This window comes from Streptomyces odontotermitis, assembly GCF_050510915.1.
Taxonomy (GTDB): Bacteria; Actinomycetota; Actinomycetes; order Streptomycetales; family Streptomycetaceae; genus Streptomyces.
Genome location: NZ_JBNJLS010000005.1, coordinates 319,008 through 342,551, shown reverse-complemented (window position 1 = coordinate 342,551; position 23,544 = coordinate 319,008). Strand labels below are relative to the sequence as shown.

Annotated in this window: 19 protein-coding genes; 8 read left to right on the top strand and 11 right to left on the bottom strand. The window is 70.5% G+C overall.

From position 1 onward, the window contains the following. Positions 1-31: 31 nt before the first annotated feature. A complete protein-coding gene (mtnA, locus tag ACQB60_RS17545) occupies positions 32-1,084 on the top strand; it encodes an S-methyl-5-thioribose-1-phosphate isomerase (protein WP_496926910.1) in 1,053 nt (350 codons plus the stop codon). A gap of 104 nt (positions 1,085-1,188) precedes the next feature. Here mtnA and mtnB read toward each other — a convergent pair whose 3' ends face one another. From mtnB to ACQB60_RS17505, 8 genes are all read right to left on the bottom strand, one after another. Next, the gene (mtnB, locus tag ACQB60_RS17540) at positions 1,189-1,818 is read right to left on the bottom strand and encodes a methylthioribulose 1-phosphate dehydratase (RefSeq protein ID WP_496926909.1); all 630 of its coding nucleotides are present in this window, start codon (positions 1,816-1,818) and stop codon (positions 1,189-1,191) included. Next, on the bottom strand, positions 1,815-2,540 hold the full coding sequence (gene mtnC / locus ACQB60_RS17535; protein ID WP_496926908.1) for an acireductone synthase: 726 nt from the start codon (positions 2,538-2,540) through the stop codon (positions 1,815-1,817). Before mtnC ends, mtnB begins: the two co-directional genes overlap by 4 nt. Continuing rightward, a complete protein-coding gene (locus tag ACQB60_RS17530; RefSeq protein WP_496926907.1) occupies positions 2,537-3,175 on the bottom strand; it encodes a 1,2-dihydroxy-3-keto-5-methylthiopentene dioxygenase in 639 nt (212 codons plus the stop codon). Before ACQB60_RS17530 ends, mtnC begins: the two co-directional genes overlap by 4 nt. Positions 3,176-3,327: 152 nt before the next feature. After that, positions 3,328-4,404 (bottom strand): LLM class flavin-dependent oxidoreductase, encoded by a 1,077-nt coding sequence (locus tag ACQB60_RS17525; RefSeq protein ID WP_496926906.1) that lies wholly within the window; start codon positions 4,402-4,404, stop codon positions 3,328-3,330. 195 nt (positions 4,405-4,599) lie between these two features. Further along, a complete protein-coding gene (locus ACQB60_RS17520; RefSeq protein ID WP_496926905.1) occupies positions 4,600-6,219 on the bottom strand; it encodes a glycerol-3-phosphate dehydrogenase/oxidase in 1,620 nt (539 codons plus the stop codon). A gap of 5 nt (positions 6,220-6,224) precedes the next feature. Next, positions 6,225-7,763, bottom strand: coding sequence for a glycerol kinase GlpK (gene glpK / locus ACQB60_RS17515; protein WP_496926904.1), 1,539 nt, complete (start codon positions 7,761-7,763; stop codon positions 6,225-6,227). A gap of 60 nt (positions 7,764-7,823) precedes the next feature. Then, positions 7,824-8,615 carry an MIP/aquaporin family protein gene (locus tag ACQB60_RS17510; RefSeq protein ID WP_496926903.1) on the bottom strand — a complete coding sequence of 264 codons (792 nt, stop codon included), beginning with the start codon at positions 8,613-8,615 and terminating at the stop codon, positions 7,824-7,826. A 296-nt stretch (positions 8,616-8,911) separates the two neighbouring features. Beyond that, on the bottom strand, positions 8,912-9,679 hold the full coding sequence (locus ACQB60_RS17505) for an IclR family transcriptional regulator (protein WP_384845359.1): 768 nt from the start codon (positions 9,677-9,679) through the stop codon (positions 8,912-8,914). A 270-nt stretch (positions 9,680-9,949) separates the two neighbouring features. On the opposite strand from ACQB60_RS17505, the gene metH reads away from it, so the two are divergent. The 4 genes from metH to ACQB60_RS17485 all read left to right on the top strand — a co-directional run bounded on the left by metH (position 9,950) and on the right by ACQB60_RS17485 (position 17,895). Further along, positions 9,950-13,471 (top strand): methionine synthase, encoded by a 3,522-nt coding sequence (gene metH / locus ACQB60_RS17500; protein ID WP_496926902.1) that lies wholly within the window; start codon positions 9,950-9,952, stop codon positions 13,469-13,471. Positions 13,472-13,613: 142 nt separating this feature from the next. Continuing rightward, a complete protein-coding gene (locus tag ACQB60_RS17495; RefSeq protein WP_496926901.1) occupies positions 13,614-14,309 on the top strand; it encodes an HAD family hydrolase in 696 nt (231 codons plus the stop codon). 340 nt (positions 14,310-14,649) lie between these two features. Next, a complete protein-coding gene (locus tag ACQB60_RS17490) occupies positions 14,650-16,260 on the top strand; it encodes an ABC transporter substrate-binding protein (protein WP_496926900.1) in 1,611 nt (536 codons plus the stop codon). A 42-nt stretch (positions 16,261-16,302) separates the two neighbouring features. Then, a complete protein-coding gene (locus tag ACQB60_RS17485; RefSeq protein WP_496926899.1) occupies positions 16,303-17,895 on the top strand; it encodes an ABC transporter substrate-binding protein in 1,593 nt (530 codons plus the stop codon). 79 nt (positions 17,896-17,974) lie between these two features. Here the strand turns inward: ACQB60_RS17485 and ACQB60_RS17480 are convergent, their stop codons facing one another. After that, on the bottom strand, positions 17,975-18,646 hold the full coding sequence (locus ACQB60_RS17480) for a response regulator (protein WP_016639462.1): 672 nt from the start codon (positions 18,644-18,646) through the stop codon (positions 17,975-17,977). A gap of 14 nt (positions 18,647-18,660) precedes the next feature. Further along, a complete protein-coding gene (locus tag ACQB60_RS17475) occupies positions 18,661-19,569 on the bottom strand; it encodes a RecB family exonuclease (protein WP_496926898.1) in 909 nt (302 codons plus the stop codon). A 130-nt stretch (positions 19,570-19,699) separates the two neighbouring features. On the opposite strand from ACQB60_RS17475, the gene ACQB60_RS17470 reads away from it, so the two are divergent. The 3 genes from ACQB60_RS17470 (at position 19,700) to ACQB60_RS17460 (ending at position 23,056) form a co-directional block, all read left to right on the top strand. Continuing rightward, complete coding sequence (locus tag ACQB60_RS17470) at positions 19,700-21,304, top strand: site-2 protease family protein (RefSeq protein ID WP_496926897.1); 1,605 nt, start codon at positions 19,700-19,702, stop codon at positions 21,302-21,304. Between the two features lie 74 nt (positions 21,305-21,378). Then, a complete protein-coding gene (locus ACQB60_RS17465) occupies positions 21,379-22,281 on the top strand; it encodes a tRNA (adenine-N1)-methyltransferase (RefSeq protein ID WP_496926896.1) in 903 nt (300 codons plus the stop codon). Positions 22,282-22,474: 193 nt separating this feature from the next. Then, positions 22,475-23,056, top strand: a complete 582-nt coding sequence (locus ACQB60_RS17460) for a hypothetical protein (protein ID WP_496926895.1) — start codon at positions 22,475-22,477, stop codon at positions 23,054-23,056. A 163-nt stretch (positions 23,057-23,219) separates the two neighbouring features. Here the strand turns inward: ACQB60_RS17460 and ACQB60_RS17455 are convergent, their stop codons facing one another. Then, a complete protein-coding gene (locus ACQB60_RS17455; protein ID WP_496926894.1) occupies positions 23,220-23,534 on the bottom strand; it encodes a ferredoxin in 315 nt (104 codons plus the stop codon). Positions 23,535-23,544 lie beyond the last annotated feature (10 nt).

Genomic DNA, 23,544 nt, shown 5'->3' with positions numbered 1-23,544 from the left:
AAACGCCCCACCCTTCCCCGGAGTTGAACACATGAGCAGCAGCACCGAACTGCGCGCCGTGACGTGGACGGCCGCCCTCGCGTCGACGGACACACCGGCGCTGTCCCTGATCGACCAGACGGCCCTGCCGCACTCCCTGGAGCGCCTCGACGCGCGCACCGTCGACCAACTCGTGGACGCCATCGTGCGGTTGGTCGTCCGCGGCGCCCCTGCGATCGGCGCTGCCGGGGCGTACGGGGTGGCGCTCGCGATGGCGCAGGGCGAACGCGAGGGCTGGGACCGGGCCCGCCTGGACACGGAGATAGCCCGCATACGCGCCGCCCGCCCCACGGCGGTCAACCTCATGGTGTGCGTGGACCGCGTGGCCCCGTTCGTCGACAAGGGCCTGCCCGCCGTCCTCGCGGAGGCGGACGCCGTCGTGCGCGAGGACCTGGCGGCCAACCACGCCATGGGCGCGCACGGCGCCGGCTGGCTCCTCGACCGCACCGGCCCCGACCGCCCCCTGCGCGTCCTCACCCACTGCAACACGGGCGCCCTCGCCACCGCGGGCTGGGGCACGGCACTCGGCGTCATCCGCGAACTGCACCGCCGCGGCCGCCTGGAGACGGTGTACGCCGACGAGACCCGCCCGCTCCTCCAGGGCGCCCGCCTGACGGCCTGGGAGCTGGCCCAGGAGGGCATCCCGCACTACGTCCAGGCGGACGGCGCGGCGGCGGGCACCATCCTGCGCGGCGAGGTGGACGCGGCCGTCGTCGGCGCGGACCGCATCGCGGCCAACGGCGACACCGCGAACAAGGTGGGCACCGTCGGCATCGCCCTCGCCTGTGCCCATGCGGGCATCCCCTTCATGGTCGCGGCCCCCACGACGACGGTCGACCTCGCGACTCCCACGGGCGACGACATTCACATCGAACTCCGGGGCGAGGACGAGGTGTTGGAGTGGGCGGGCATCCGCACTGCCCCGGCGGCCTCGCGCGGCCACAACCCTGCGTTCGACGTGACGCCGGGGACACTGGTGACGGCCTTGGTGACGGAGAAGGGCGTCCTGGAGGTGTCGGCGGGCCAAACCCCGTCCGGCGTTTGAGGACGAGGCCGTCCGGCGTTCGAAGGCGAGGCCGTCCGGCGTTTGAGGGCGAGGCCGCTCGGACCGAACGGGGGTCCGAGGGTGAAGCCCCCGAAGGCTCGTCCCTACCCCCGCGCCAGCTCCAACTCCAGCAGCCACTCCACCACTTCGGTCCGATGCCGAGCCTCCTGGGGCTCGGCGCCCCACACATAGAGACCGTGCCCCGCCACGACGACCGCGGGCATCCCCTTCTCCCGGGCCGCCTCGAGCCGGTCCCCCAGCTCCACCATGTCCTGGCTGTTGGCGATCACCGGCAACGTCACCGAGACCTCATGCGTGGGGTGCCCCAGCCCCTTCAGCATCTCCACGCCGCTGAAGGCGATCCCCCCGGGCTTGCGCACCCCCATGGCGACCGAGGCCACCGTGTGCACATGCACCACGGCCCCCGCCCCCGTGAGCGCGGCGACCCGCGCGTGCAGCGCCGCCTCCGCGGAGGGCCGCCCGGCACCGAGAGCGGCGCCCTCGGCGTCGACCAACACCACGTCCTGGGGCGTCAGTTCACCCTTGTCGCGCCCGCTCGCCGTCACCGCGAGCCGCAGCGGATCGCGCGAGACGACCACCGACAGGTTCCCGGACGTGCCCCGCATCCAGCCGAAGGAGGCGAACCGCGCCGCCTCGGCCGCGAGCACGGCGCCCGCCTCCTCCAGGTTCAGGTCGAGCGGCCCGGCCCCACTCGTCCGACGCGTCTCACTCATGCACCCGCACTCCTCACCAGCGTGATCTCGTCGAAGGCCGCAGCCTCCGGATGGTCACCGACCCCGGCGGCGAAGTACGGCTCCCCGGCCCGCCGCACCCCCACGGTCAGCCAGCCCGCCTCCCGGGCGGCGTCCAGCTCCCCGGGCCGGTCGGAAAGGAACAGCAGCCGCTCCGCCGGGACGCCCACCGACTCGGCGATGACCCGGTACGACCCGGCCTCCTGCTTGGGCCCCGCGTTCTCGGTGTCGAACAACCCGCCCACCAGGCCGAGGAGTTCACCCTCGGGGGAGTGCGCGAACCAGGCGCGCTGCGCGGCGACGGAGCCGGACGAGTACACGTACAGGCGCAGCCCGTCCGCCTGCCAGCGGCGCAGCACCGGAATGACGTCCGGGTAGAAGTGCGAGACGAGGTCGCCGCGTGCGAAGCCCTCCGCCCACAGAATCCCCTGCAGGGTCTTCAGGGGCGTCGCCTTGCGGTCCTCGGCCACCCAGCCGAGCAGCGCCTTCTCCACCCGGGCCGCGTCCGCGTCGGGCTCGCCGAGCTCCGCGCGCACCTGCGCCACGGCCCGTGCGACCTCCGGCTCCTCGCCCCGCTCGGCGAGCAGCGCGCCGAACCGCTCGGCGGCGTACGGGTAGAGGACGTCCACCACGAATCCGGTGGCGCTGGTGGTGCCCTCGATGTCGAGCACGACGGCGTCCACGGCGTCGAAACGAACCGTCACGCCGTGACCCCTGCGTCTCCCGCGTTCCCCGCGTTCCCCGCGTCTCCCGCGTATCCCGCGTGGATCGTGTCGAAGTCGGGGAAGCGCTCCGCGATCGGGCTGCCGGTGAAGGTGCCGATCCAGCCGTCCTCCTCGTGGAAGAACCGGATCGCCGTGAAGGCAGGGGCCGTGCCCATGTCGAACCAGTGCGTCGTGCCGCGCGGCACTCCGAGCAGGTCGCCCTTCTCGCAGTACACGGCGTGCACCTCACCGCTCACGTGCAGGTAGAAGATGCCCGCGCCGGCGACGAAGAAGCGGACCTCGTCATCGTCGTCGTGGGTGTGCTCGGCGAGGAACTTCTGCCGGGCGGCCCTGGCCTTCTCCTGCCACGCGGGGTCGGCGGCGTCCTCGGGGGGATGCAGGGCCACCACGTCGACGGTGCGGAAGCCCTCTTCGGCGTTGAGCTTCTCGATCTCGGGTCCGTACGCGGCGAAGACGGTGTCGCTGTCCGCGTCGGGCGCCACGTCCTCGCGGACGGGCCACTGCTCGTAGCGGACCCCGAGCGGGGCGAGGGCCGCGGCGATCTCCGCAGGGTCCGACGTGCGGCGCACCTGGGTCTCGGGACCGGACTCCGGCCAGGTCGTGAGGAGGGTCATGACTCTCTCCAAGAAGGGGGGCAAGTCGGCACGGTGGTACGGGGGTTCGGACGCCGATTCGGATCGTAACGCGAGGTCAACCGGTGCCTCTACGCGTCCCACAGCATCCGGCAACCGCCTATCGAACGCCTATCGGCAGCCCATCGCCTCCCTTATCCCGGCTCACCCTGCCCCTCCCACAGGGTGGACGGCGCCTCCCTGCGCACGACCGGTGCGATCTCCTCCGCGAACCGCTGGAGCGTCTCGACCTGCTCGCCGCGCGCGAGCCCGAAGCCGTCCACGGTCACCGACTGGAGGTCGTGCCGGTACACCGCGTGGTAGCCGAGGATCTTGTCGATGATCTGCTGCGGGGAGCCGATGAGCTGGGGGCCGTCGGCGATGGCGTCCTCGATGGTGCGGAAGGGCGTGTTGTATCCCGCCCTGCCCGCCAGGTGCGGCTTGAAGGTCTGCCGGACCTTCGCCTCGTACAGGTCCCGGTAGCGCGCCACGGCCTGTTCGGCGCTGTCCGCGATGAGCAGCCCGCCCGAGCCCGCCGCGACATGGGCACGGGCCGGGTCGTGCCCGTGCGCCTCGAACCGCTCCCGGTAGTGGTCGATCAGCTTCGCGTACGCGGCGCGCGGCTGAACGGCGTTGGCGGTGAACAGCGGATCGCCGTGCAGGGCGGCGAGTTCGGGGGAGTTGAGCGACGTGGCGGAGCCGTGCCAGACGCGCGGCGGGCCGTCGTAGGGGCGGGGCACGGTCGTCACGTTCTTGAGGGCGGGCCTGAACTCGCCCTCCCAGTCGACGTTCTCCTCGCTCCACAGCCGCCGCAGCAGCTCGTACTTCTCCTTCTGCAGCTCCCACTGCCGCTCCTCGTCGAGCCCGAAGAGGTCGAAGTGCCCGGCCTCCGCGCCCTTGCCGACGACGAGTTCGACGCGGCCGTGCGAGAGCTGGTCGAGCGTCGCGTAGTCCTCGGCGACCCGCACCGGGTCGAGGATCGCGACGACGGTCACCCCGGTCAGGAGCCTGATGCGGGTGGTACGGGCCGCGAGCGCGCCGAGCACGACGGTGGGGCTCGACGACAGGAAGGGCCCGGCGTGCCGCTCGCCGACGGCGTACGCGTCGTAGCCGAGCTCCTCGGCGGCGACGCCCACCTCGACGACGTCCGCCAACCGCGCAGCGGCGGAGGGGAGTTCACCCGTGAGCGGATGCGGGGCATGGCCGATGATCGAAAGCACCTGGAACTTCATGCTTCAACTCTGCGCGCCGAACATTGCGGCGCTGTGGCGGCGGCATGGCACGCTCCGGGGAGGCGCTCCCGGGCACGCGTAAGGGGCGGTCGCCATGGCGGCCGCCCCTTACGCAAACACTCACTAGCCGTGGGCTCAACAGCTGTGGGCTCAGCAGCTGTGGGCTCAGCAGCTCTGTGCTCAACAGCTGTGGGCTCAGCCCTTCTTGCCCAGCAGGTCCTCGACCTTCGCGCGGACGTCGTCCGTGGCCAGGCCGCGGATCGTCAGCGTCGTGCGGCGGCGCAGCACGTCGTCCGCCGTCTCGGCCCACTCGTTGTCGCGGGCGTAGACGACCTGGGCCCAGATCTCCGGGGCGTCGGGGTGGACGCGCTCGGCGAGCTCCGGGTTCTCGTTGGCCAGGCGCGCGATGTCGAAGGACAGCGAACCGTAGTGCGTGGCCAGGTGCTTGGCGGTGTCGGCGGCCATGCGCGGGCCGGGCGCCGGGCCGTCCACCAGGAGGCGGTGGGCGACCGCGCGCGGGTTGGCGATGCCGGGCAGCGGCAGCTTCTTCGGCAGCTCGGAGATCGGCTCGTAGTCGTCGCCGAGCGGGTGGCCCGGCAGCGCCTCCAGCTTCTTCATGACCGTACGGCCGATGTGGCGGAACGTCGTCCACTTGCCGCCCGCGACCGACAGCATGCCGCCGCGGCCCTCGGTGACGACCGTCTCGCGCTTGGCCTTCGAGGTGTCGCCGGGGCCGCCCGGCAGGACGCGCAGACCGGCGAAGGAGTACGTGATCAGGTCGCGCGACAGCTGCTGGTCGCGGATCGAGAACGCGGCCTCGTCGAGGATCTGCGCGGTGTCCGCCTCGGTGACGCGGACATCGGCCGGGTCGCCCTCGAACTCCTCGTCCGTCGTGCCGAGCAGGAGCATGTCCTCCCACGGCAGCGCGAACGTGATGCGGTACTTGTCGATCGGCGTGGCCAGGGCGGCCTTCCAGGGGGCGGTGCGCTTGAGGACGAGGTGCGCGCCCTTGGAGAGGCGGATGGACGGAGCCGCGTTCGGGTCCTCCAGCTTGCGGAGGTGGTCGACCCACGGACCGGTCGCGTTGAGCACGAGGCGGGCGTCGACCCCGAACTCGTCGCCGGACTGGCGGTCCTTGAGCTCGGCGCCGGTGACCCGGCCCTTGGTGAAGCGGAGCCCGGTGACCTCGGCGTGGTTGAGGACGACGGCGCCCGCCTCGACGGCCGCGCGGACCGTCATCAGGGCCATGCGCGCGTCGTTCATCTGGTCGTCGCCGTACACGGCCACGGCCTTGAGGTTGTCGGTGCGCAGCTCCGGCACGTCCTGCGCCGCCTTGGCGGGGGAGAGCAGGTGCCCGACGCCGTCGCCGAAGGCGGACAGCGCGCTGTAGGCGAAGACGCCCGCGCCCAGCTTGGCGGCGCCGTGCGGGCCGCCCTTGTAGACGGGCAGGTAGAAGGTGAGCGGGTTGGCGAGGTGCGGTGCCACCTGACGCGACACCGCACGCCGCTCGAAGTGGTTCTCCGCGACCAGCTTCACCGCGCCGGTCTGCAGGTAGCGCAGACCGCCGTGGAGCAGCTTGGAGGAGGCGGAGGAGGTGGCGCCGGCGAAGTCACCGGCGTCCACCAGAGCCACCCTGAGGCCCGACTGCGCGGCATGCCAGGCGGTGGAGATGCCCAGGATCCCGCCGCCGATCACCAGGAGGTCGTACGTCGCCTTGGACAGCTGCTCCCGGGTCTCGGCGCGGCTCGGGTTGGAACCGGAAGCCGGACGCAGCCCGAGTGCCGGGTAGGCGGGGCCGCTCTGCAGGGTGGTCATGGTTCTTACTCCTCGTCCTCGATCCAGCCCATGGTCCGCTCCACGGCCTTGAGCCAGCTCTTGTACTCACGGTCGCGGGTGTCCGCGTCCATGTGGGGGGTCCACTCCGCGGCCCGCCGCCAGTTGGCGCGCAGCTCGTCGGTGGAGGACCAGAAGCCGACGGCGAGACCGGCGGCGTAGGCGGCGCCGAGGCAGGTCGTCTCGGCCACCATCGGGCGCACCACGGGTGCGTCGAGGAAGTCCGAGAGGGTCTGCATCAGCAGGTTGTTGGAGGTCATGCCGCCGTCGACCTTGAGGGCCGCGAGCTCGACGCCGGAGTCCTTCGTCATGGCGTCGGTGATCTCACGGGTCTGCCAGGCCGTGGCCTCCAGGACGGCGCGCGCGATGTGCGCCTTGGTGACGTACCGGGTCAGACCGGCGATCACACCGCGGGCGTCGGAGCGCCAGTACGGGGCGAACAGACCGGAGAAGGCCGGTACGAAGTAGGCGCCGCCGTTGTCCTCGACCGACGACGCGAGCGTCTCGATCTCGGCGGCGGAGTTGATCAGGCCCATCTGGTCGCGCATCCACTGCACCAGCGAACCGGTGACGGCGATGGAACCCTCCAGGGCGTAGACCGGCTTCTGGTCGCCGATCTGGTAGCCGACCGTGGTCAGCAGGCCCGAGTAGGAGTTGATGGCCTTGTCACCGGTGTTCATCAGCATGAACGTGCCGGTGCCGTAGGTGGACTTGGCCTCGCCCTCGTCGAAACAGGTCTGGCCGAACAGGGCCGCCTGCTGGTCGCCGAGCGCCGAGGCGACCGGGATGCCGCCGAGCAGGTCGCCGAGCTTGCCGCCGGTGACCTCGCCGTAGACCTCGGCGGAGGAGCGGATCTCGGGGAGCATCTGCATGGGCACCCCGATGGAGTGGCAGATGCGCTCGTCCCACGCCATCTCGTGCAGGTTCATCAGCATCGTGCGCGAGGCGTTGGTGACGTCGGTGACGTGCTTGCCGCCGTTGACGCCGCCGGTCAGGTTCCAGATGACCCAGGAGTCCATGGTGCCGAAGAGGATGTCGCCGTTCTCGGCGCGCTCCTGGAGGCCCTCGACGTTGTCGAGCAGCCAGCGGGCCTTGGGCCCGGCGAAGTAGGAGGCCAGCGGCAGACCGGTCTCGCGGCGGAAGCGGTCCTGGCCGACGTTGCGGCCGAGCTCCTTGCACAGGGCGTCGGTGCGGGTGTCCTGCCAGACGATGGCGTTGTGGACCGGCTCGCCCGTGTTCTTGTCCCAGAGCAGCGTGGTCTCACGCTGGTTGGTGATGCCGATGGCCTTGATGTCGTCGCGGGTGATGCCGGCCTTGGTGATGGCCCCGGCGACGACCTCCTGGACGTTGGTCCAGATCTCGGTCGCGTCGTGCTCGACCCAGCCCGGCTTCGGGAAGATCTGCTCGTGCTCCTTCTGGTCGACGGAGACGATCCGGCCGTCCTTGTCGAAGACGATGCAGCGGCTCGAGGTGGTGCCCTGGTCGATGGCCGCGATGAAGGGGCCCGCGGTGTGTGCGTCGGTCACGGTGTGCTCCAGAAGTTCTTGCGTGGCGGTCTCAGTCGGTGATCGGTATCCGGCGTCGGTCTACTTGAACGCGAGGTTGTAGAGACCGCCGGCGATGGCACCGCCGATGAGCGGGCCCGCGACCGGGATCCAGGCGTACGACCAGTCCGAGCCGCCCTTGTTCGGCAGCGGCAGCACCGAGTGCACGATGCGCGGGCCGAGGTCGCGGACCGGGTTGATCGCGTAGCCCGTGGGGCCACCGAGCGAGAGGCCGATGCCGACCACGACGAGGGCCGTGATCAGGGCGCCCAGGATGCCGAGGCCGTTGCCGCCGTCGTTCAGGCCCTGCGTGAGGATCGCGAGGACCAGGACGACCGTGGCGATGATCTCCGTCGCCATGTTCTGCGCGACGTTCCGAATCTCCGGGCCCGTCGAGAAGATGCCGAGCACCGGACCGGCCTCGGGCTCGGCCGCCTTGTCGACCATGCCGTCGGGCGCCGACTTCGAGTTCACGATCTCCGGGTCCGTCAGGTGCGCCTGGAACTGTCCGTAGTACGTGATCCAGACCAGCACGGCACCGATCATGGCGCCGAGGAGCTGAGAGGCCAGGTAGAGCGGTACGTCGCTCCACTTGGTGCCGCCCTCGATGGCGAGGCCGACGGTGACGGCCGGGTTGAGGTGCGCACCGGAGACGCCGCCGGCCAGGTAGGCACCGGTCAGCACGGCGAAGCCCCACCCGAAGGTGATGGCGAGCCAGCCGGCGTCCTTGGCCTTCGAGCGCTTGAGCGTGACGGCGGCGCTGACACCGCCGCCGAGCAGGATGAGCACGGCGGTACCGATGGTCTCGCCGATGAAGATGTCGGAGCTGGACACCCGCGACTCCTTTGTCCTTCGTCCAGGGGAAGTTTCCGGCCCTTGGCGTCGCCCCACTCTAGCGCGTAATGCCGGTAGGTGTTCGACAATGCCGACCGATGGACGCGAGTCTCGCCTCGGCGTTACTTGCACGTCAAGAGTTCTGTTATTGAAAACACGATCGTTATTGATCGTTTCCCGTGATCAGCGCGGCGTCCGTCGATCGTGCCCCATGACGAAGCCCCCTGCATGCCGAAGCGGCAGGGGGCAGAAAGGCGGGCGCCGTACGGGGATCGGCGGCGTCCCGGGCGCGGGGCTCAGAACCGTCCGGCGCCCAGATCCCGGGAGACGGCCCGCGCGCAGTCCCGTACCGCGGCGATCAGATCGGGGCGCAGCTCGCCCTCCTTGTCGCGCACGCGCTCCACGGCACCGGTGATGCCGACCGCACCGACCGGCATCCGGCGCCGGTCGTGGATGGGGGCGGCCACCGAGGCGATGCCCTCCCAGGTCTCCTCGACGTCGGAGGCGTACCCCCGCGCGCGGGTCAGGTCGAGGACGCCCTCGAAGCCGTCCTTGTCGCACACCGTGAGATCGGTGAAGGCCCGCCGCTCGGCCTCGACGGCCTCGCTGTGCGCTACCGGGTCGTACGCGGAGAGGACCTTGCCGAGGGCGGTGGAGTGCAGCGGCTGCATGGCTCCGACCTCCAGGACCTGGCGGCTGTCGTCGGGCCGGAAGACGTGGTGCACGATCAGCACGCCCTGCTGGTGCAGGACGCCGAGATAGACGCTCTCGCCGCTGGAGCGGGCCAGGTCGTCGGTCCACACCAGGGCGCGGGCGCGCAGCTCGTGCACGTCCAGGTAGCTGTTGCCGAGCCGCAGCAGTTCGGCGCCGAGCTGGTAGCGGCCCGAGGCGGTCTCCTGCTCCACGAAGCCCTCTTGCTGGAGGGTGCGGAGGATGCCGTGGGCCGTGCCCTTGGCGAGTCCGAGCGCCGAGGCGATCTCGGAGAGGCCGAGCCGCCGCTCGCCGCCCGCGAGGAGCCGCAGCATCGCGGCGGCCCGTTCCAGCGACTGGATGTTCTTGGCCATCGCAGCCCCTTCCTCCGTCCCCTTGGCCCTGACCCAATGATTGATCAACCACGTTCGACAATGACGAACACTATCGGTGGTTGTCGACCTCCCGCTAATGCTCTGACAGTCGTGTTTCCGTCCGATTCGGGGTCAACGCAGCGAATCGGCCGACCGTCCGCACCCTGGACGCCGCTTCGGCCGGGACCTTCGTCCCGGCTACCCTGACCGAGTGCGCCTTCCACCGGAAGCCGCAAAGCCGACAGCCGTCGCACCTATGGGAGCTCTTTCATGGCCTCGTTGCCGACCCCTTCCGCCGACTCCGTCAGCCGGACTCGCGCCGCCGCACTCCGCGAAGCGCTCGCCACCCGCGTGGTGGTGGCCGATGGCGCGATGGGCACCATGCTGCAGGCCCAGGACCCGAGCCTGGAGGACTTCCAGCAGCTCGAGGGCTGCAACGAGATCCTGAACGTCACGCGCCCCGACATCGTGCGCTCCGTGCACGAGGAGTACTTCGCGGTCGGCGTCGACTGCGTGGAGACCAACACGTTCGGCGCCAACCACACGGCCGCCAGTGAGTACGAGATCGCGGACCGCATCGTCGAGCTGTCCGAGGCGGGCGCCCGGATCGCCCGCGAGGTCGCCGACGAGTTCACGGAGAAGACCGGGCAGCAGCGGTGGGTGCTGGGCTCGATCGGGCCGGGCACCAAGCTGCCCTCCCTCGGCCACATCGACTACGCCACGATCCGGGACGGCTACCAGCAGAACGCCGAGGGCCTGCTCGCCGGCGGCGCGGACGCGCTGATCGTGGAGACGACGCAGGACCTGCTGCAGACCAAGTCCAGCCTGATCGGCGCCCGGCGGGCGATGGACGCGCTCGGCGTGCAGGTGCCGCTGGTGTGTTCGCTGGCCTTCGAGACGACCGGTGTGATGCTGCTGGGTTCGGAGATCGGCGCGGCGCTGACGGCGCTGGAGCCGCTGGGCATCGATCTGATCGGCCTGAACTGCTCGACCGGTCCGGCCGAGATGAGCGAGCACTTGCGCTATCTGGCGCGGCACTCGACGACGCCGCTGATGTGCATGCCGAACGCGGGCCTGCCCATCCTGACCAAGGACGGCGCGCACTTCCCGCTGACCCCGCCGGAGATGGCCGACGCGCATGAGACGTTCGTGCGCGACTTCGGCCTCCAGCTGATCGGCGGCTGCTGCGGCTCGACGCCCGAGCACCTGCGCCAGGTGGTGGAGCGGGTGCGGGGCACGGTGCCGCCCACGCGCACCCCGCAGCCGGAGCCCGGCGCCGCCTCGCTGTATCAGACGGTGCCGTTCCGTCAGGACACCTCGTATCTGGCGATCGGTGAGCGGACGAACGCCAACGGCAGCAAGAAGTTCCGTGAGGCGATGCTGGAGGGCCGCTGGGACGACTGCGTGGAGATGGCCCGCGACCAGATCCGCGAGGGCGCGCACATGCTCGACCTGTGCGTCGACTACGTGGGCCGTGACGGGGTGGCGGACATGGCGGAGCTGGCGGGCCGGTTCGCCACCGCCTCCACGCTGCCGATCGTGCTGGACTCCACCGAAGTCCCGGTCATCCAGGCCGGGTTGGAGAAGCTCGGTGGCCGCGCGGTCATCAACTCCGTGAACTATGAGGACGGCGACGGCCCCGAGTCGCGCTTCGCGAAGGTCACCGCGCTGGCCCAGGAGCACGGCGCCGCGCTGATCGCGCTGACCATCGACGAGGAGGGCCAGGCCCGCACCCCCGAGAAGAAGGTGGAGATCGCCGAGCGGCTGATCGACGACCTGACCGGGAACTGGGGCATCCGCGAGTCGGACATCCTCATCGACACCCTGACCTTCACCATCTGCACCGGCCAGGAAGAGTCGCGCAAGGACGGCATCGCCACCATCGAGGCGATCCGGGAGCTGAAGCGCCGCCACCCCGATGTGCAGACCACACTCGGCCTGTCGAACATCTCCTTCGGCCTCAACCCGGCCGCCCGCATCGTCCTCAACTCGGTCTTCCTGGACGAGTGCGTGAAGGCGGGCCTGGACTCGGCGATCGTGCACGCCTCCAAGATCCTGCCGATCGCCCGGTTCGACGAGGAGCAGGTCACCACCGCCCTCGACCTGATCTACGACCGGCGCCGCGAGGGCTACGACCCGCTGCAGAAGCTGATGGAGCTCTTCGAGGGCGCCACCGCCAAGTCGCTGAAGGCGGGCAAGGCCGAGGAACTCCTCGCGCTGCCGCTGGAGGAGCGGCTGCAGCGGCGCATCATCGACGGCGAGAAGAACGGCCTGGAGGCCGACCTGGAGGAGGCGCTGCAGGACCGGCCCGCCCTGGACATCGTCAACGACACCCTGCTGGAGGGCATGAAGGTCGTCGGTGAGCTCTTCGGCTCCGGGCAGATGCAGTTGCCGTTCGTGCTCCAGTCCGCCGAGGTCATGAAGAACGCGGTGGCCTACCTGGAGCCGCACATGGAGAAGTCGGACGCCGAGGGCAAGGGCACCATCGTGCTGGCCACCGTGCGCGGCGACGTCCATGACATCGGCAAGAACCTCGTCGACATCATCCTGTCCAACAACGGCTACAACGTGGTCAACCTGGGCATCAAGCAGCCCGTCGCCGCGATCCTGGAGGCCGCCGAGGAGCACCGGGCCGACGTGATCGGCATGTCCGGTCTCCTGGTGAAGTCGACCGTGATCATGAAGGAGAACCTGGAAGAGCTCAACCAGCGCAAGATGGCGGCCGACTTCCCGGTCATCCTCGGTGGCGCCGCCCTCACCCGCGCCTACGTGGAGCAGGACCTGCACGAGATCTACGAGGGCGAAGTCCGCTACGCCCGCGACGCGTTCGAGGGCCTGCGCCTCATGGACGCCCTCATCGCGGTCAAGCGCGGCGTCCCCGGCGCCACCCTCCCCGAGCTCAAGCAGCGCCGTGTGCCCACCAAGGCGACCACCGCGGTCCTGGAGGCCGAGGAGGACAAGGGCCCGGTCCGCTCGGACGTCGCCGTCGACAACCCCGTGCCCACCCCGCCGTTCTGGGGCACCCGCGTCATCAAGGGCATCCAGCTCAAGGAGTACGCCTCCTGGCTCGACGAGGGCGCGCTGTTCAAGGGCCAGTGGGGCCTCAAGCAGGCGCGCGCCGGGGACGGACCCTCGTACGAGGAACTCGTCGAGACGGAGGGGCGCCCGCGGCTGCGCGGCTGGCTGGACGAGCTGCACACCAAGAACATGCTCGAAGCTGCCGTCGTGCACGGCTACTTCCCCTGCGTGTCCAAGGGCGACGACCTGGTCATCCTGAACGAGGACGGCACCGAGCGCACCCGCTTCACCTTCCCGCGCCAGCGCCGCGGCCGCCGTCTGTGCCTGGCGGACTTCTTCCGCCCGGAGGAGTCCGGCGAGACCGACGTCGTGGGCCTCCAGGTCGTCACCGTCGGCTCGAAGATCGGTGAGGCCACGGCCGAGCTCTTCGAGGCCAACTCCTACCGCGACTACCTCGAACTGCACGGCCTGTCCGTGCAGTTGGCCGAGGCCCTCGCCGAGTACTGGCACGCGCGCGTGCGCGCCGAGCTGGGCTTCGGCGGCGAGGACCCCTCGGACGTCGAGGACATGTTCGCCCTCAAGTACCGCGGCGCCCGCTTCTCGCTCGGCTACGGCGCCTGCCCCGACCTGGAGGACCGCGCGAAGATCGCCGAACTCCTGCGGCCGGAGCGGATCGGCGTCCAGCTCTCCGAGGAGTTCCAGCTCCACCCCGAGCAGTCCACGGACGCCATCGTCATCCACCACCCGGAGGCCAAGTACTTCAACGCCCGCTGACGGCGCCCGCCAGGGCTCCGTGCGCCAGGGCTCCGTTTAACTGAAGCGCGTCTTCAGCGGACGAGTCGTACACTGGTCGGTCCAGCTCAGGCCGGTTCCCCTCGGGGAACCGGCCTTCTCGTCCCTCATGGAGGTGTGACGGATGACCAGTACGGTCCCCGCGCTCGGTACCCGAACGGCCGAGGGCTCCGCCCTGCAGGGCGTGCTCCTCGACATGGACGGCACCCTGGTGGACACCGAGGGCTTCTGGTGGGACGCCGAGGTCGAGGTCTTCGCCCGGCTCGGCCACGCCCTCGACGAGTCCTGGCGCGACGTGGTGGTGGGCGGCCCGATGTCCCGCAGCGCGGGCTTCCTCATCGAGTCGACCGGCGCCGACATCACGCTCGACGAACTGACCGTGCTGCTCAACGACGGCTTCGAGAACCGCATCAGCCGCACCCTGCCGCTGATGCCGGGCGCCGCGCGACTGCTCGCCGAACTCGCCGCGCAGCACGTGCCGATGGCCCTCGTCTCCGCCTCCCACCGGCGCATCATCGACCGGGTCCTGGAGTCCATCGGGGCCCACCACTTCGCCCTGACCGTCGCCGGCGACGAGGTCTCACGGACGAAGCCGCACCCCGACCCCTACCTCCTCGCGGCCTCCGGTCTCGGCGCGGAGCCGGCCAGATGCGCCGTCATCGAGGACACCGCGACCGGCGTCGCCGCCGCCGAGGCCGCGGGCTGCCGGGTCGTCGCCGTGCCCTCGGTCGCGCCCATCGCCCCGGCCGCCGGACGCACCGTCGTGCCCTCCCTCGAACACGTCAACCTGCCTTTCCTGCAGGGCCTGATGTACCTCTGACGCAGGGCCGCGCCCGCACGGCCGAACGTGTGAGGTTCACCACTTCACAGGGGGTCGACAGTCGGCCCCGGCCATGCACTGCCCGGAATGTCCGGGGGTGTGGGCGTGGTGTTGTGTCCCGATTGGTGGGACCGTGCACGAAACCTTCCGGTGTTGGGTTATCAGTGCGTCCACGCCCGGTTTCACTCCGTGATGGGCCCTCAACTCCGGCCCCCTCCAGCGCTCCTGCGGTGCGGACTAATCTCGTCGCGAGAACATCGCCCCACCCCCCCTCGTGCCCTCAACCCACACCCCGTCGTTGCCGGACACCCGGGATCAAGAGCTCTGGAGAACGTCGAGCATGAACCGTAAGACTTTGGTGCTCCCGGCCGTCGTGGGGCTGCTCGCCCCCGTGCTCGCCGCGTGCGGCGGTTCGGGCGACGGCGGCAGCGGCGGCGGGGCGATAGCCGTCGGCACCACGGACCGGTTCGCGATCTCCAAGGAGGTCCGGGCCCCCTTCGACCCGGCCTACGCCTACGACGCGGGCTCCTGGAACGTGCTGCGGCAGACCGTCCAGACGCTGATGGCGATGCCTCGCGGCGACGGCGAGCCGGAGCCCGAGGCCGCGGAGAAGTGCGGCTTCACCGACACCGGCAACGAGCGCTTCGCCTGCACCCTGCGCAAGGGCCTCACGTTCGCCGACGGTTCGGAACTCACCGCCGCCGACGTGAAGTTCTCCATCGAGCGCGTCCGCGACATGAAGACCAAGAACGCGAGCGGTGTCGCGGGCCTCGTCTCGAACGTCGACACGATCGAGACCCAGGGCAAGCGCGGCGTCGTCTTCCACCTGAAGACCCCGGACGCGACGTTCCCGTACAAGCTGGCCACCCCCGCCGCCGGCATCATCAGCAAGGACCACTACGCGAAGAAGGCCCTGCGCGACGGCTTCGCGGTGGACGGCTCCGGCCCGTACACCGTCAAGCAGGAGACCGAGGGCGACCGGCTCGTGAAGGCCGTGTTCTCCAAGAACCCCCACTACAAGGGGAACTTCACGCCCAAGAGCGACAAGGTCGAGCTGCGCTTCTACGACACCGACAAGGGCATGGGCGACGCCCTGAAGAAGAACGACATCGACATGATGACGCGCACCATGTCGCCGGAGCAGATCAAGCAGTACGACCGGGACACCGACAAGCACATCGACCTGGTCGAGATGCCCGGCCTGGAGACCCGCTACCTCGGCTTCGACACGAGCGCCCCCAGCGTCAAGAACAAGGCCGTACGGCAGGCCATGGCGCAGGTCATCGACCGCGGTCAGCTCACCTCCCAGGTGTACGGACCGGCCGCGGACCCGCTCTACTCGCTGGTCCCCGCCACCATCACGGGCCACACCAACGCGTTCTTCAACAAGTACGGCAAGCCCGACCCGGCCAAGGCCCGCACGATCCTCGCCAAGGCCCACATCGACACCCCGGTCAAGCTGACCCTGCACTACACCACCGACCACTACGGCGCGGGCACGAAGAAGGAGTTCCAGCTGCTGCAGAAGCAGCTGAACGCCAACGGCCTGTTCGACGTGGAGATCAAGGGCGACCCGTGGAACACGTTCCGCGCCGCCGAGCTGAACGGAAAGTACGACGTCTACGGGATGGGCTGGTTCCCCGACTTCCCCGACGCCGACAACTTCCTGGCGCCCTTCCTCGCGAAGGACAACTTCCTCCACTCGCCGTACGCCAACAGCACCATCAACGACGAGCTGATCCCCGCCTCCCGCCGAGAGGCCGACCGGCTCGCCGCCGCCAAGAGCGTCCAGAAGATCCAGGACATCGTCGCCGACGAGGTCCCGGTGCTCCCCCTGTGGCAGGGCAAGCAGTATGTGGCCGCCCGCGATGACATCACCGGTGTCGAGTGGGCCCTCAACTCCTCGTCGAACCTGCAGCTGTGGGAGCTCGGCCGCGGTGTGAGCGGCTGACCTCCGCCGCACCGACGACACAACAACAAAAGGCACACGTACGTGAACATGCGCAACCAGTGGCTGGCCCTGCCCCTCACGGGAGGGCTGGCCGCCGCCCTGCTGACCGGCTGCGGCACGGAGGCGGGTGACTCCGCGGACGCGGAGGACTCCGTGGTGATCGGGATGTCGGACGACGTCCTGGCCACCGACCCGGGGTCCGGCTACGACCCGGGCTCGTGGCTGTTGTTCAACAACGTCTTCCAGTCCCTGCTGAGCTTCCCCAAGGGGGAGACCGAGCCACAGCCGGAGGCCGCCGAGAAGTGCGGCTTCACGGACAAGGCGACCAAGGTCTACGAGTGCACCCTGCGCGACGGCCTGAAGTTCAGCAACGGCAACGACCTCACCTCGAAGGACGTCAAGTACTCCTTCGACCGCATGCGGGCCATCAAGGACGCGGCGGGCCCCGCACCGATGTTCCCCATGCTCGACCGGGTGGAGACCCCGAACGCCAGGACCGTGGTCTTCAAGCTGAAGAAGCCCGACGCCACCTTCCCCAGCAAGATCGCCTCCGGCGCCGGTTCGATCGTCGACCACAGCGCCTACGACAAGGGCGCCCTGCGCGAGGACGGCGAGGCCGTCGGCTCGGGCCCCTACAAGCTCGACTCCTTCAGCGAGGACAAGGCGGTCTTCTCCGTCAACCCCGACTACAAGGGGACCGCCAAGGTCAAGAACAAGGGCATCACCCTCAAGTTCTTCCACGGCGACCAGAAGGGCCTGAAGAAGGCGCTCCTCGACCACGACGTCGACGTGGCCTACCGAGGGCTCGCCGCCGGGGACATCGCCGACATCGAGAAGACGGCGTCCAAGGGATCCCAGGGCAAGGACATCAACATCGTCGAGGGCAGCAGCGCCGAGGTGCAGCACCTGGTCTTCAACATGAAGGACCCGGTCGCTGGCAAGCGCGGCGTCCGCAGGGCCATGGCCTACCTCATCGACCGGGACGCCCTGGTGGGCGAGGTCTACCAGGACACGGCGACCCCGCTGTACTCGATCGTCCCGGCCGGGATAGGCACCCACACCACGCCGTTCTTCGACACCTACGGCGCCCGCCCGCAGCGCGCCAAGGCCGCCGAGGCCCTGCGCGCCGACGGCGTCAAGGGCAAGGTCAAGCTCACCCTCTGGTCCACGCCGACCCGCTACGGCCCGGCCACCGACCAGGAGCTGAAGGCCGTCGCCGGGCAGCTCAACGACAGCGGGCTGTTCGACGCCCAGGTGAAGTCCGTGGCCTTCGGCCAGTACGAGAAGGACATCAAGGCCGGCAAGTACGGCGTGTACGTGAAGGGCTGGGTGCCGGACTACCCGGACCCCGACAACTTCACGCAGCCGTTCTTCGGCGCGGGCAACGTCCTCGACAACCACTACGAGAACTCCGCGATCACCGGCCGGATCATCCCCGGCACGGCGGCCCAGCGCGACCGCACCAAGGTCGGCAAGCAGTACGCCGACCTCCAGCACATCGTGGCCGACGAGCTCCCGGTCCTGCCGGTGTGGCAGGCCAAGCAGTACGCGGTGACCAACGGAGACGTGTACGGACTGGAGTCCTGCCTGGACGCCTCGACGGTGTTCCGCTTCTGGGAGATCAGCAAGGCGTGACCTGACGCGCCCCGCGGACGACGAAGGGTGGCCGCTCCTGACTCGGAGCGGCCACCCTTTCTGCTGGTGTCAGCTGTGGCTACTGCGCACCGGGGCGGACGAGCCCGCTCTCGTACGCGTACACCGCCGCCTGGACGCGGTCGCGCAGCCCCAACTTCGTCAGGACGTGGCCCACATGGGTCTTCACCGTCGTCTCGCTCACGAAGAGGTCGGCGGCGATCTCCGCGTTCGACAGGCCGCGGGCCACCAGCTTCAGCACCTCGACCTCGCGCTCGGTGAGGGTGTGCAGCGTGTCCGGGACCGGCTCGTCACCGGAGGGCAGGTGCCCCGCGTACTTGTCGAGGAGGCGGCGTGTGATGCTCGGCGCCAGCATCGCCTCGCCCGCGGCGACCACCCGAATCGCCTGGACCAGCTCATTGGCCGGGGCGTCCTTGAGCAGGAAGCCGCTGGCGCCCGCGCGCAGCGCCTCCACCACGTACTCGTCGAGGTCGAAGGTGGTCAGGACGAGGACCTTCGCCGGTCCGTCCCGGCCGGGGCCGGTGATCTGGCGGGTCGCCTCGACGCCGTCCATCCGCGGCATGCGGATGTCCATGAGCACCACATCGGGCTGCAGCGCCCGCACCTGATCCAGAGCCTGCAGGCCGTCTCCGGCCTCGCCGACGACCGCGATGTCCTGCTCGGCCTCCAGAATCATCCGGAAACCCGTGCGCAGCAGCGGCTGGTCGTCGACCAGTAGGACGCGGATGGCCACGTAACTCTCCTTCGCTAGCCCGCGCCCATTCTGCCCTGCTCGGCAGCGCGCGACTCGGGCGGCCTCACCGGAAGCGGATACGGCGGGGGAGTGCCCCCGAATTCCGGACAAACGGCCTGGTGGTCGCACCAGCCGCAGAGCTTGGTCGGCCGCGGCCGCCAGTCACCCGTCTCCGTGGCCTCCTCGATCGCCGCCCAGAGCGCGAGCAGCTTGCGCTCGACCCGCTCCAGGTCCGCGATCACCGGGTCGTACGTGATCACATCGCCGCTGCCCAGGTAGACGAGCTGGAGCCGACGCGGCACGACGCCCTTCAGGCGCCACACCACGAGGGCGTAGAACTTCATCTGGAAGAGCGCGCCCTCCGCGTACTCCGGACGCGGGGCCTTGCCGGTCTTGTAGTCGACGATCCGGACCTCGCCCGTCGGCGCCACGTCGACGCGGTCGATGATGCCGCGCAGCTTCAGGCCCGACTCCAGCTCGGCCTGCACGAACAACTCCCGCTCGGCGGGCTCGAGCCGGGTGGGGTCCTCCAGGGTGAACCAGCGCTCCACGAGCCGCTCGGCGTCCGCGAGCCAGCGGGCCAGCCGCTCGGCCGTGGCCTCGCCGCCCTCGGCTTCCGCGCCCTCGACCTCGGCGAACAGCTCTGACAGCTCCGGCTTGGCCTCGCGCAGCCGGTCCCACTGGCCGGGGATCAGTGACTTCGCGTGCGGCGCCGTGCGCTCGGCCGCCGGGGCGTCGAACAGGCGCTCAAGCACGGCATGCACCAGGGTGCCGCGGGTCGCCGCCTCGCTCGGCTTCTCGGGCAGCTTGTCGATCACCCGGAAGCGATACAGCAGCGGACACTGCATGAAGTCGCTGGCCCGCGAGGGGGACAGGGACGCCGGGCGCGCGGCCGCCACGGCACCGTCGGTGCTGTTCTCCATGAGGACAGACCCTACGACCCGCCACTGACAACGGCCGCATACCATCGACGGCAGACCCTCCCGCCCTGCATGATCGTGTGTGGACCACGCACCACTCGGGAGCGGGGGACGCTTCGAACGAGGGGACATCGTGGACGAAAGCGGCGGGAGCGGCAGGCCGCGGTCCGAGAGCACGGACGGCGCCGTGGAGCCCACACGGCCGGCGGCGGACCGGGCCGGGGGGAACGTCCCGGACGAGCCGAGCGCCCAGGACGAGCCGAAGCCCCAGGACGAGCCGAGCGACGCCGCACCGAAGCAGGAGCCGAAGCCGCAGGCGGAGCCCGAACCGGAGCCCGAGCCGACGGCGGAGCCGAAGCCGCAACCGGCGACGGAAGCAGACCCCGCCCCCCGCGCCTCCCAAGCGGACGACTCCACCCCCCGCGCCTCCCAAGCGGATGACCCCGCCCCCCGCGTCTCCATCGACAAGCCGACCGACGAACAGGTCGCCCGGGAAGTCGCCCAGCAGGTCGAGCAGCACGCGGCCGCCGCCCGCACCCGCGCCACCCACGGCCCGCACCACGACCCCAAGAGCCCCCCGAAGAAGAGCCCCGGCGGCGGCCTCCTCATGGGCCGCCCCTTCGGCGTGCCCGTCTACGTGGCACCGAGCTGGTTCCTCGTCGCCGCCCTCATCACCTGGGTCTTCGGCGGCCAGCTCGACCGCGTCCTGCCCGAACTGGGCAGCGCCCGCTACCTGGTGTCCCTCTTCTTCGCCGTCGCCTTCTACGCGTCGGTGCTCGTCCACGAGCTCGCCCACACCGTCGCCGCCCTCCGCTTCAAGCTCCCGGTGCGCCGCATCCAGCTCCAGTTCTTCGGCGGCGTCTCCGAGATCGAGAAGGAGAGCGAGACCCCCGGCCGCGAGTTCGTCCTCGCCTTCGTCGGACCGCTGCTCTCCCTCGTGCTCGCGGGCGTCTTCTACGCGGGCATGCGGGCCGTCGAGCCCGGCACCGTCCCCGGCGTCCTGCTCGCGGGCCTGATGATCTCGAACCTGATCGTCGCCGCCTTCAACCTGCTGCCGGGCCTCCCGCTCGACGGCGGCCGCATGCTCCGGGCCGTCGTCTGGAAGATCACCGGCAAGCCCATGAGCGGCACCGTCGCCGCCGCCTGGGTCGGCCGCGCCCTCGCCATCTCCGTCCTCATCGGCCTCCCGCTGCTCAACCAGTCCGGCGCCCTCGGCGGCGAGACCCAGGACATCGGCGGCATGGACACCGTCATGGACGCCCTGCTCGCCGCGATCCTCGCCGCCATCATCTGGACCGGCGCCGGCAACAGCCTCCGCATGGCACGCCTGCGCGAGCACCTCCCCGAACTGCGCGCCCGCACGCTGACCCGCCGCGCCGTCCCCGTCGAGACCGACACCCCGCTCTCCGAGGCCCTGCGCCGCGCCAACGCCGCCGGAGCCCGCGCCCTCGTCGTGGTCGACGCCGACGGCGACCCCCTGGCCGTGGTCCGCGAGACCGCCATCGTCGGCGTCCCCGAGCACCGCCGCCCCTGGGTCACCGTCAGCGGCCTCGCCCAGGACCTCACCGAGGGCATGCGCGTCTCCGCCGAGCTCGCGGGCGAGGAGCTGCTCGACTTCCTGCGGGCCACCCCCGCGACCGAGTACCTGGTCGTCGAGGACTCCGGCGAGATCTACGGGGTCCTGTCCGCCGCCGACGTCGAGCGCGCCTTCGTCAAGGCCATGGCACGCCCCAGCTGACCGGGCCCCGGCCCCGGCCCACCCTGCGTACCCGCGTGGTCTGCGGGCTCCGCCACGGCCGGTAGGCTGGTCACATGTCCGAACCGACCGGTGCCGCCCGCCGTCGCGGGCCCTTCAAGGTCGGGGACCAGGTACAGCTGACCGACCCCAAGGGCCGCCACTACACGTTCACGCTCGAAGAGGGAAAGAACTTCCACACCCACAAGGGTTCCTTTCCTCACGACGAGCTGATCGGCGCTCCCGAGGGCAGCGTTGTCCGCACGACGGGCAATGTCGCCTACCTCGCGCTGCGCCCCCTGCTCCCCGACTACGTCCTGTCCATGCCCCGCGGCGCCGCCGTGGTCTACCCCAAGGACGCGGGGCAGATCCTGGCCTTCGCCGACATCTTCCCCGGCGCGCGCGTCGTGGAGGCGGGCGTGGGCTCCGGTTCGCTCAGCAGCTTCCTGCTGCGGGCCATCGGCGACGACGGCATGCTGCACTCGTACGAGCGCCGCGAGGACTTCGCCGAGATCGCCAAGGGCAACGTGGAGCGCTACTTCGGCGGCCCCCACCCCGCCTGGCAGCTCACCGTCGGCGACCTCCAGGACAACCTGTCCGACACCGACGTCGACCGCGTCATCCTCGACATGCTCGCCCCCTGGGAGTGCCTGGAGGCCGTCTCCAAGGCCCTCGTCCCCGGCGGCATCCTCTGCTGCTACGTGGCCACCACCACCCAGCTCGCCCGGACTGTCGAGTCCATCCGCGAGATCGGCGGCTTCAACGAGCCGACGGCCTGGGAGTCGATGATCCGCAACTGGCACATCGAGGGCCTCGCCGTCCGCCCGGACCACCGCATGATCGGCCACACCGGCTTCCTGCTCACCGCCCGGCGCCTCGCCGACGGAGTGGAGCCCCCCATGCGCCGCCGCCGCCCCGCTAAGGGCGCCTACGGCGAGGACTACTCGGGCCCGAACGCCGACGGCGGCAGCCCCCGCTGACCCGGTCCGCACAACACCACGGCGCCGCCGCCGAGTTCCCCGCACGCCGCGGGAACTCGGCGGCGGCGCCCGTTCGTTGACGTACCGGCAGCAACACACCAGACCCACCGGACCCAGGTGTTCCACCTCAGTGTGAGGTATGGCACGATGCTGGCCACCCCCACCGGCACAGCATCCACAGGAGACACTCCTCGTGCAGCACCCGGCCGTCCCGGAACTGGCACACACGCACACGCGCCCCATCCACTGGCTGGCCACCGCGGCCGCCATCGCCGCCGTCGTGGCGGGCTCCTCCTTCCTGCAGCCCGACTCCGCGACCGCCGCCCAGTCGGGCCCCGAGCCAAGCAACAAGAGCGCCGCGGCCCCGGCCCCCGCTCCCGACCCGGCCACCGTCCGCTTCCGCCTGGACTGCGGCACGGCCAAATCCGTCGTCAAGAAGAAGGCCACCGGCGACCTCGACGGGGACGGCGGGGCCGAGACCGTCGCCGTCGTCCACTGCGCCGCCGGCTCCGGCACCCCGCCCGACGGCGTCTACGTACTGACGAGCCCGAAGGGCGGCGGCAAGCCCCGCGTCGTCGCCACCCTCGTCGACCCCAAGGACCGGCAGACCGTCACGGACTTCGCCGTCCGTGACGGAGCCGTCACCGCCACCCTCCTCGGCTACTCCTCACCCGACGTCCCCCGCTGCTGCCCCGACAAGAAGGACGCCGCCAAGTGGCAATGGGACAACGGCACGTTCACGCGCAGCACCCCCGCCGGGGCCCGCTCCGTCTGAGCGCCGACCGGCGGACCGTGTGAGAAGTCAGACATGAAGTAGGCGCGAAGGAAAAGGAATAAGGGCCCGTGCCCGCCGGAGACCGGCGGGCACGGGCCCTTCTCTCATCAACTGCGCGGTGGACGGTTGAACAGATTCCGCGGCGGACCCGAAGGCCGACCGCTCAGTCCGCGTCGGGCCCGTACACCTCGACCCTGTCCGAAACACGGCGCACGTGAATGCAGTCGCCGGGGCAGTCCTTCGCGGACTCCTTGACGTCCCTCAGGAGCGGCAGCGGTACGGGCGTTGCCGCCCCGGGGGCCTGCAGCAGCTCGTCGTCCGCGCTCTTCACATAGGCGAGGCCGTCGATGTCCAGCTCGAAGACTTCGGGCGCGTACTGGGCGCAGATGCCGTCGCCGGTGCAGAGGTCCTGGTCGATCCAGACCTCCAGCAGATCATGGCCTTCACTGCTGGTCTCGGCCTCGTGCCGCACGGTCATCTCTCCTGCC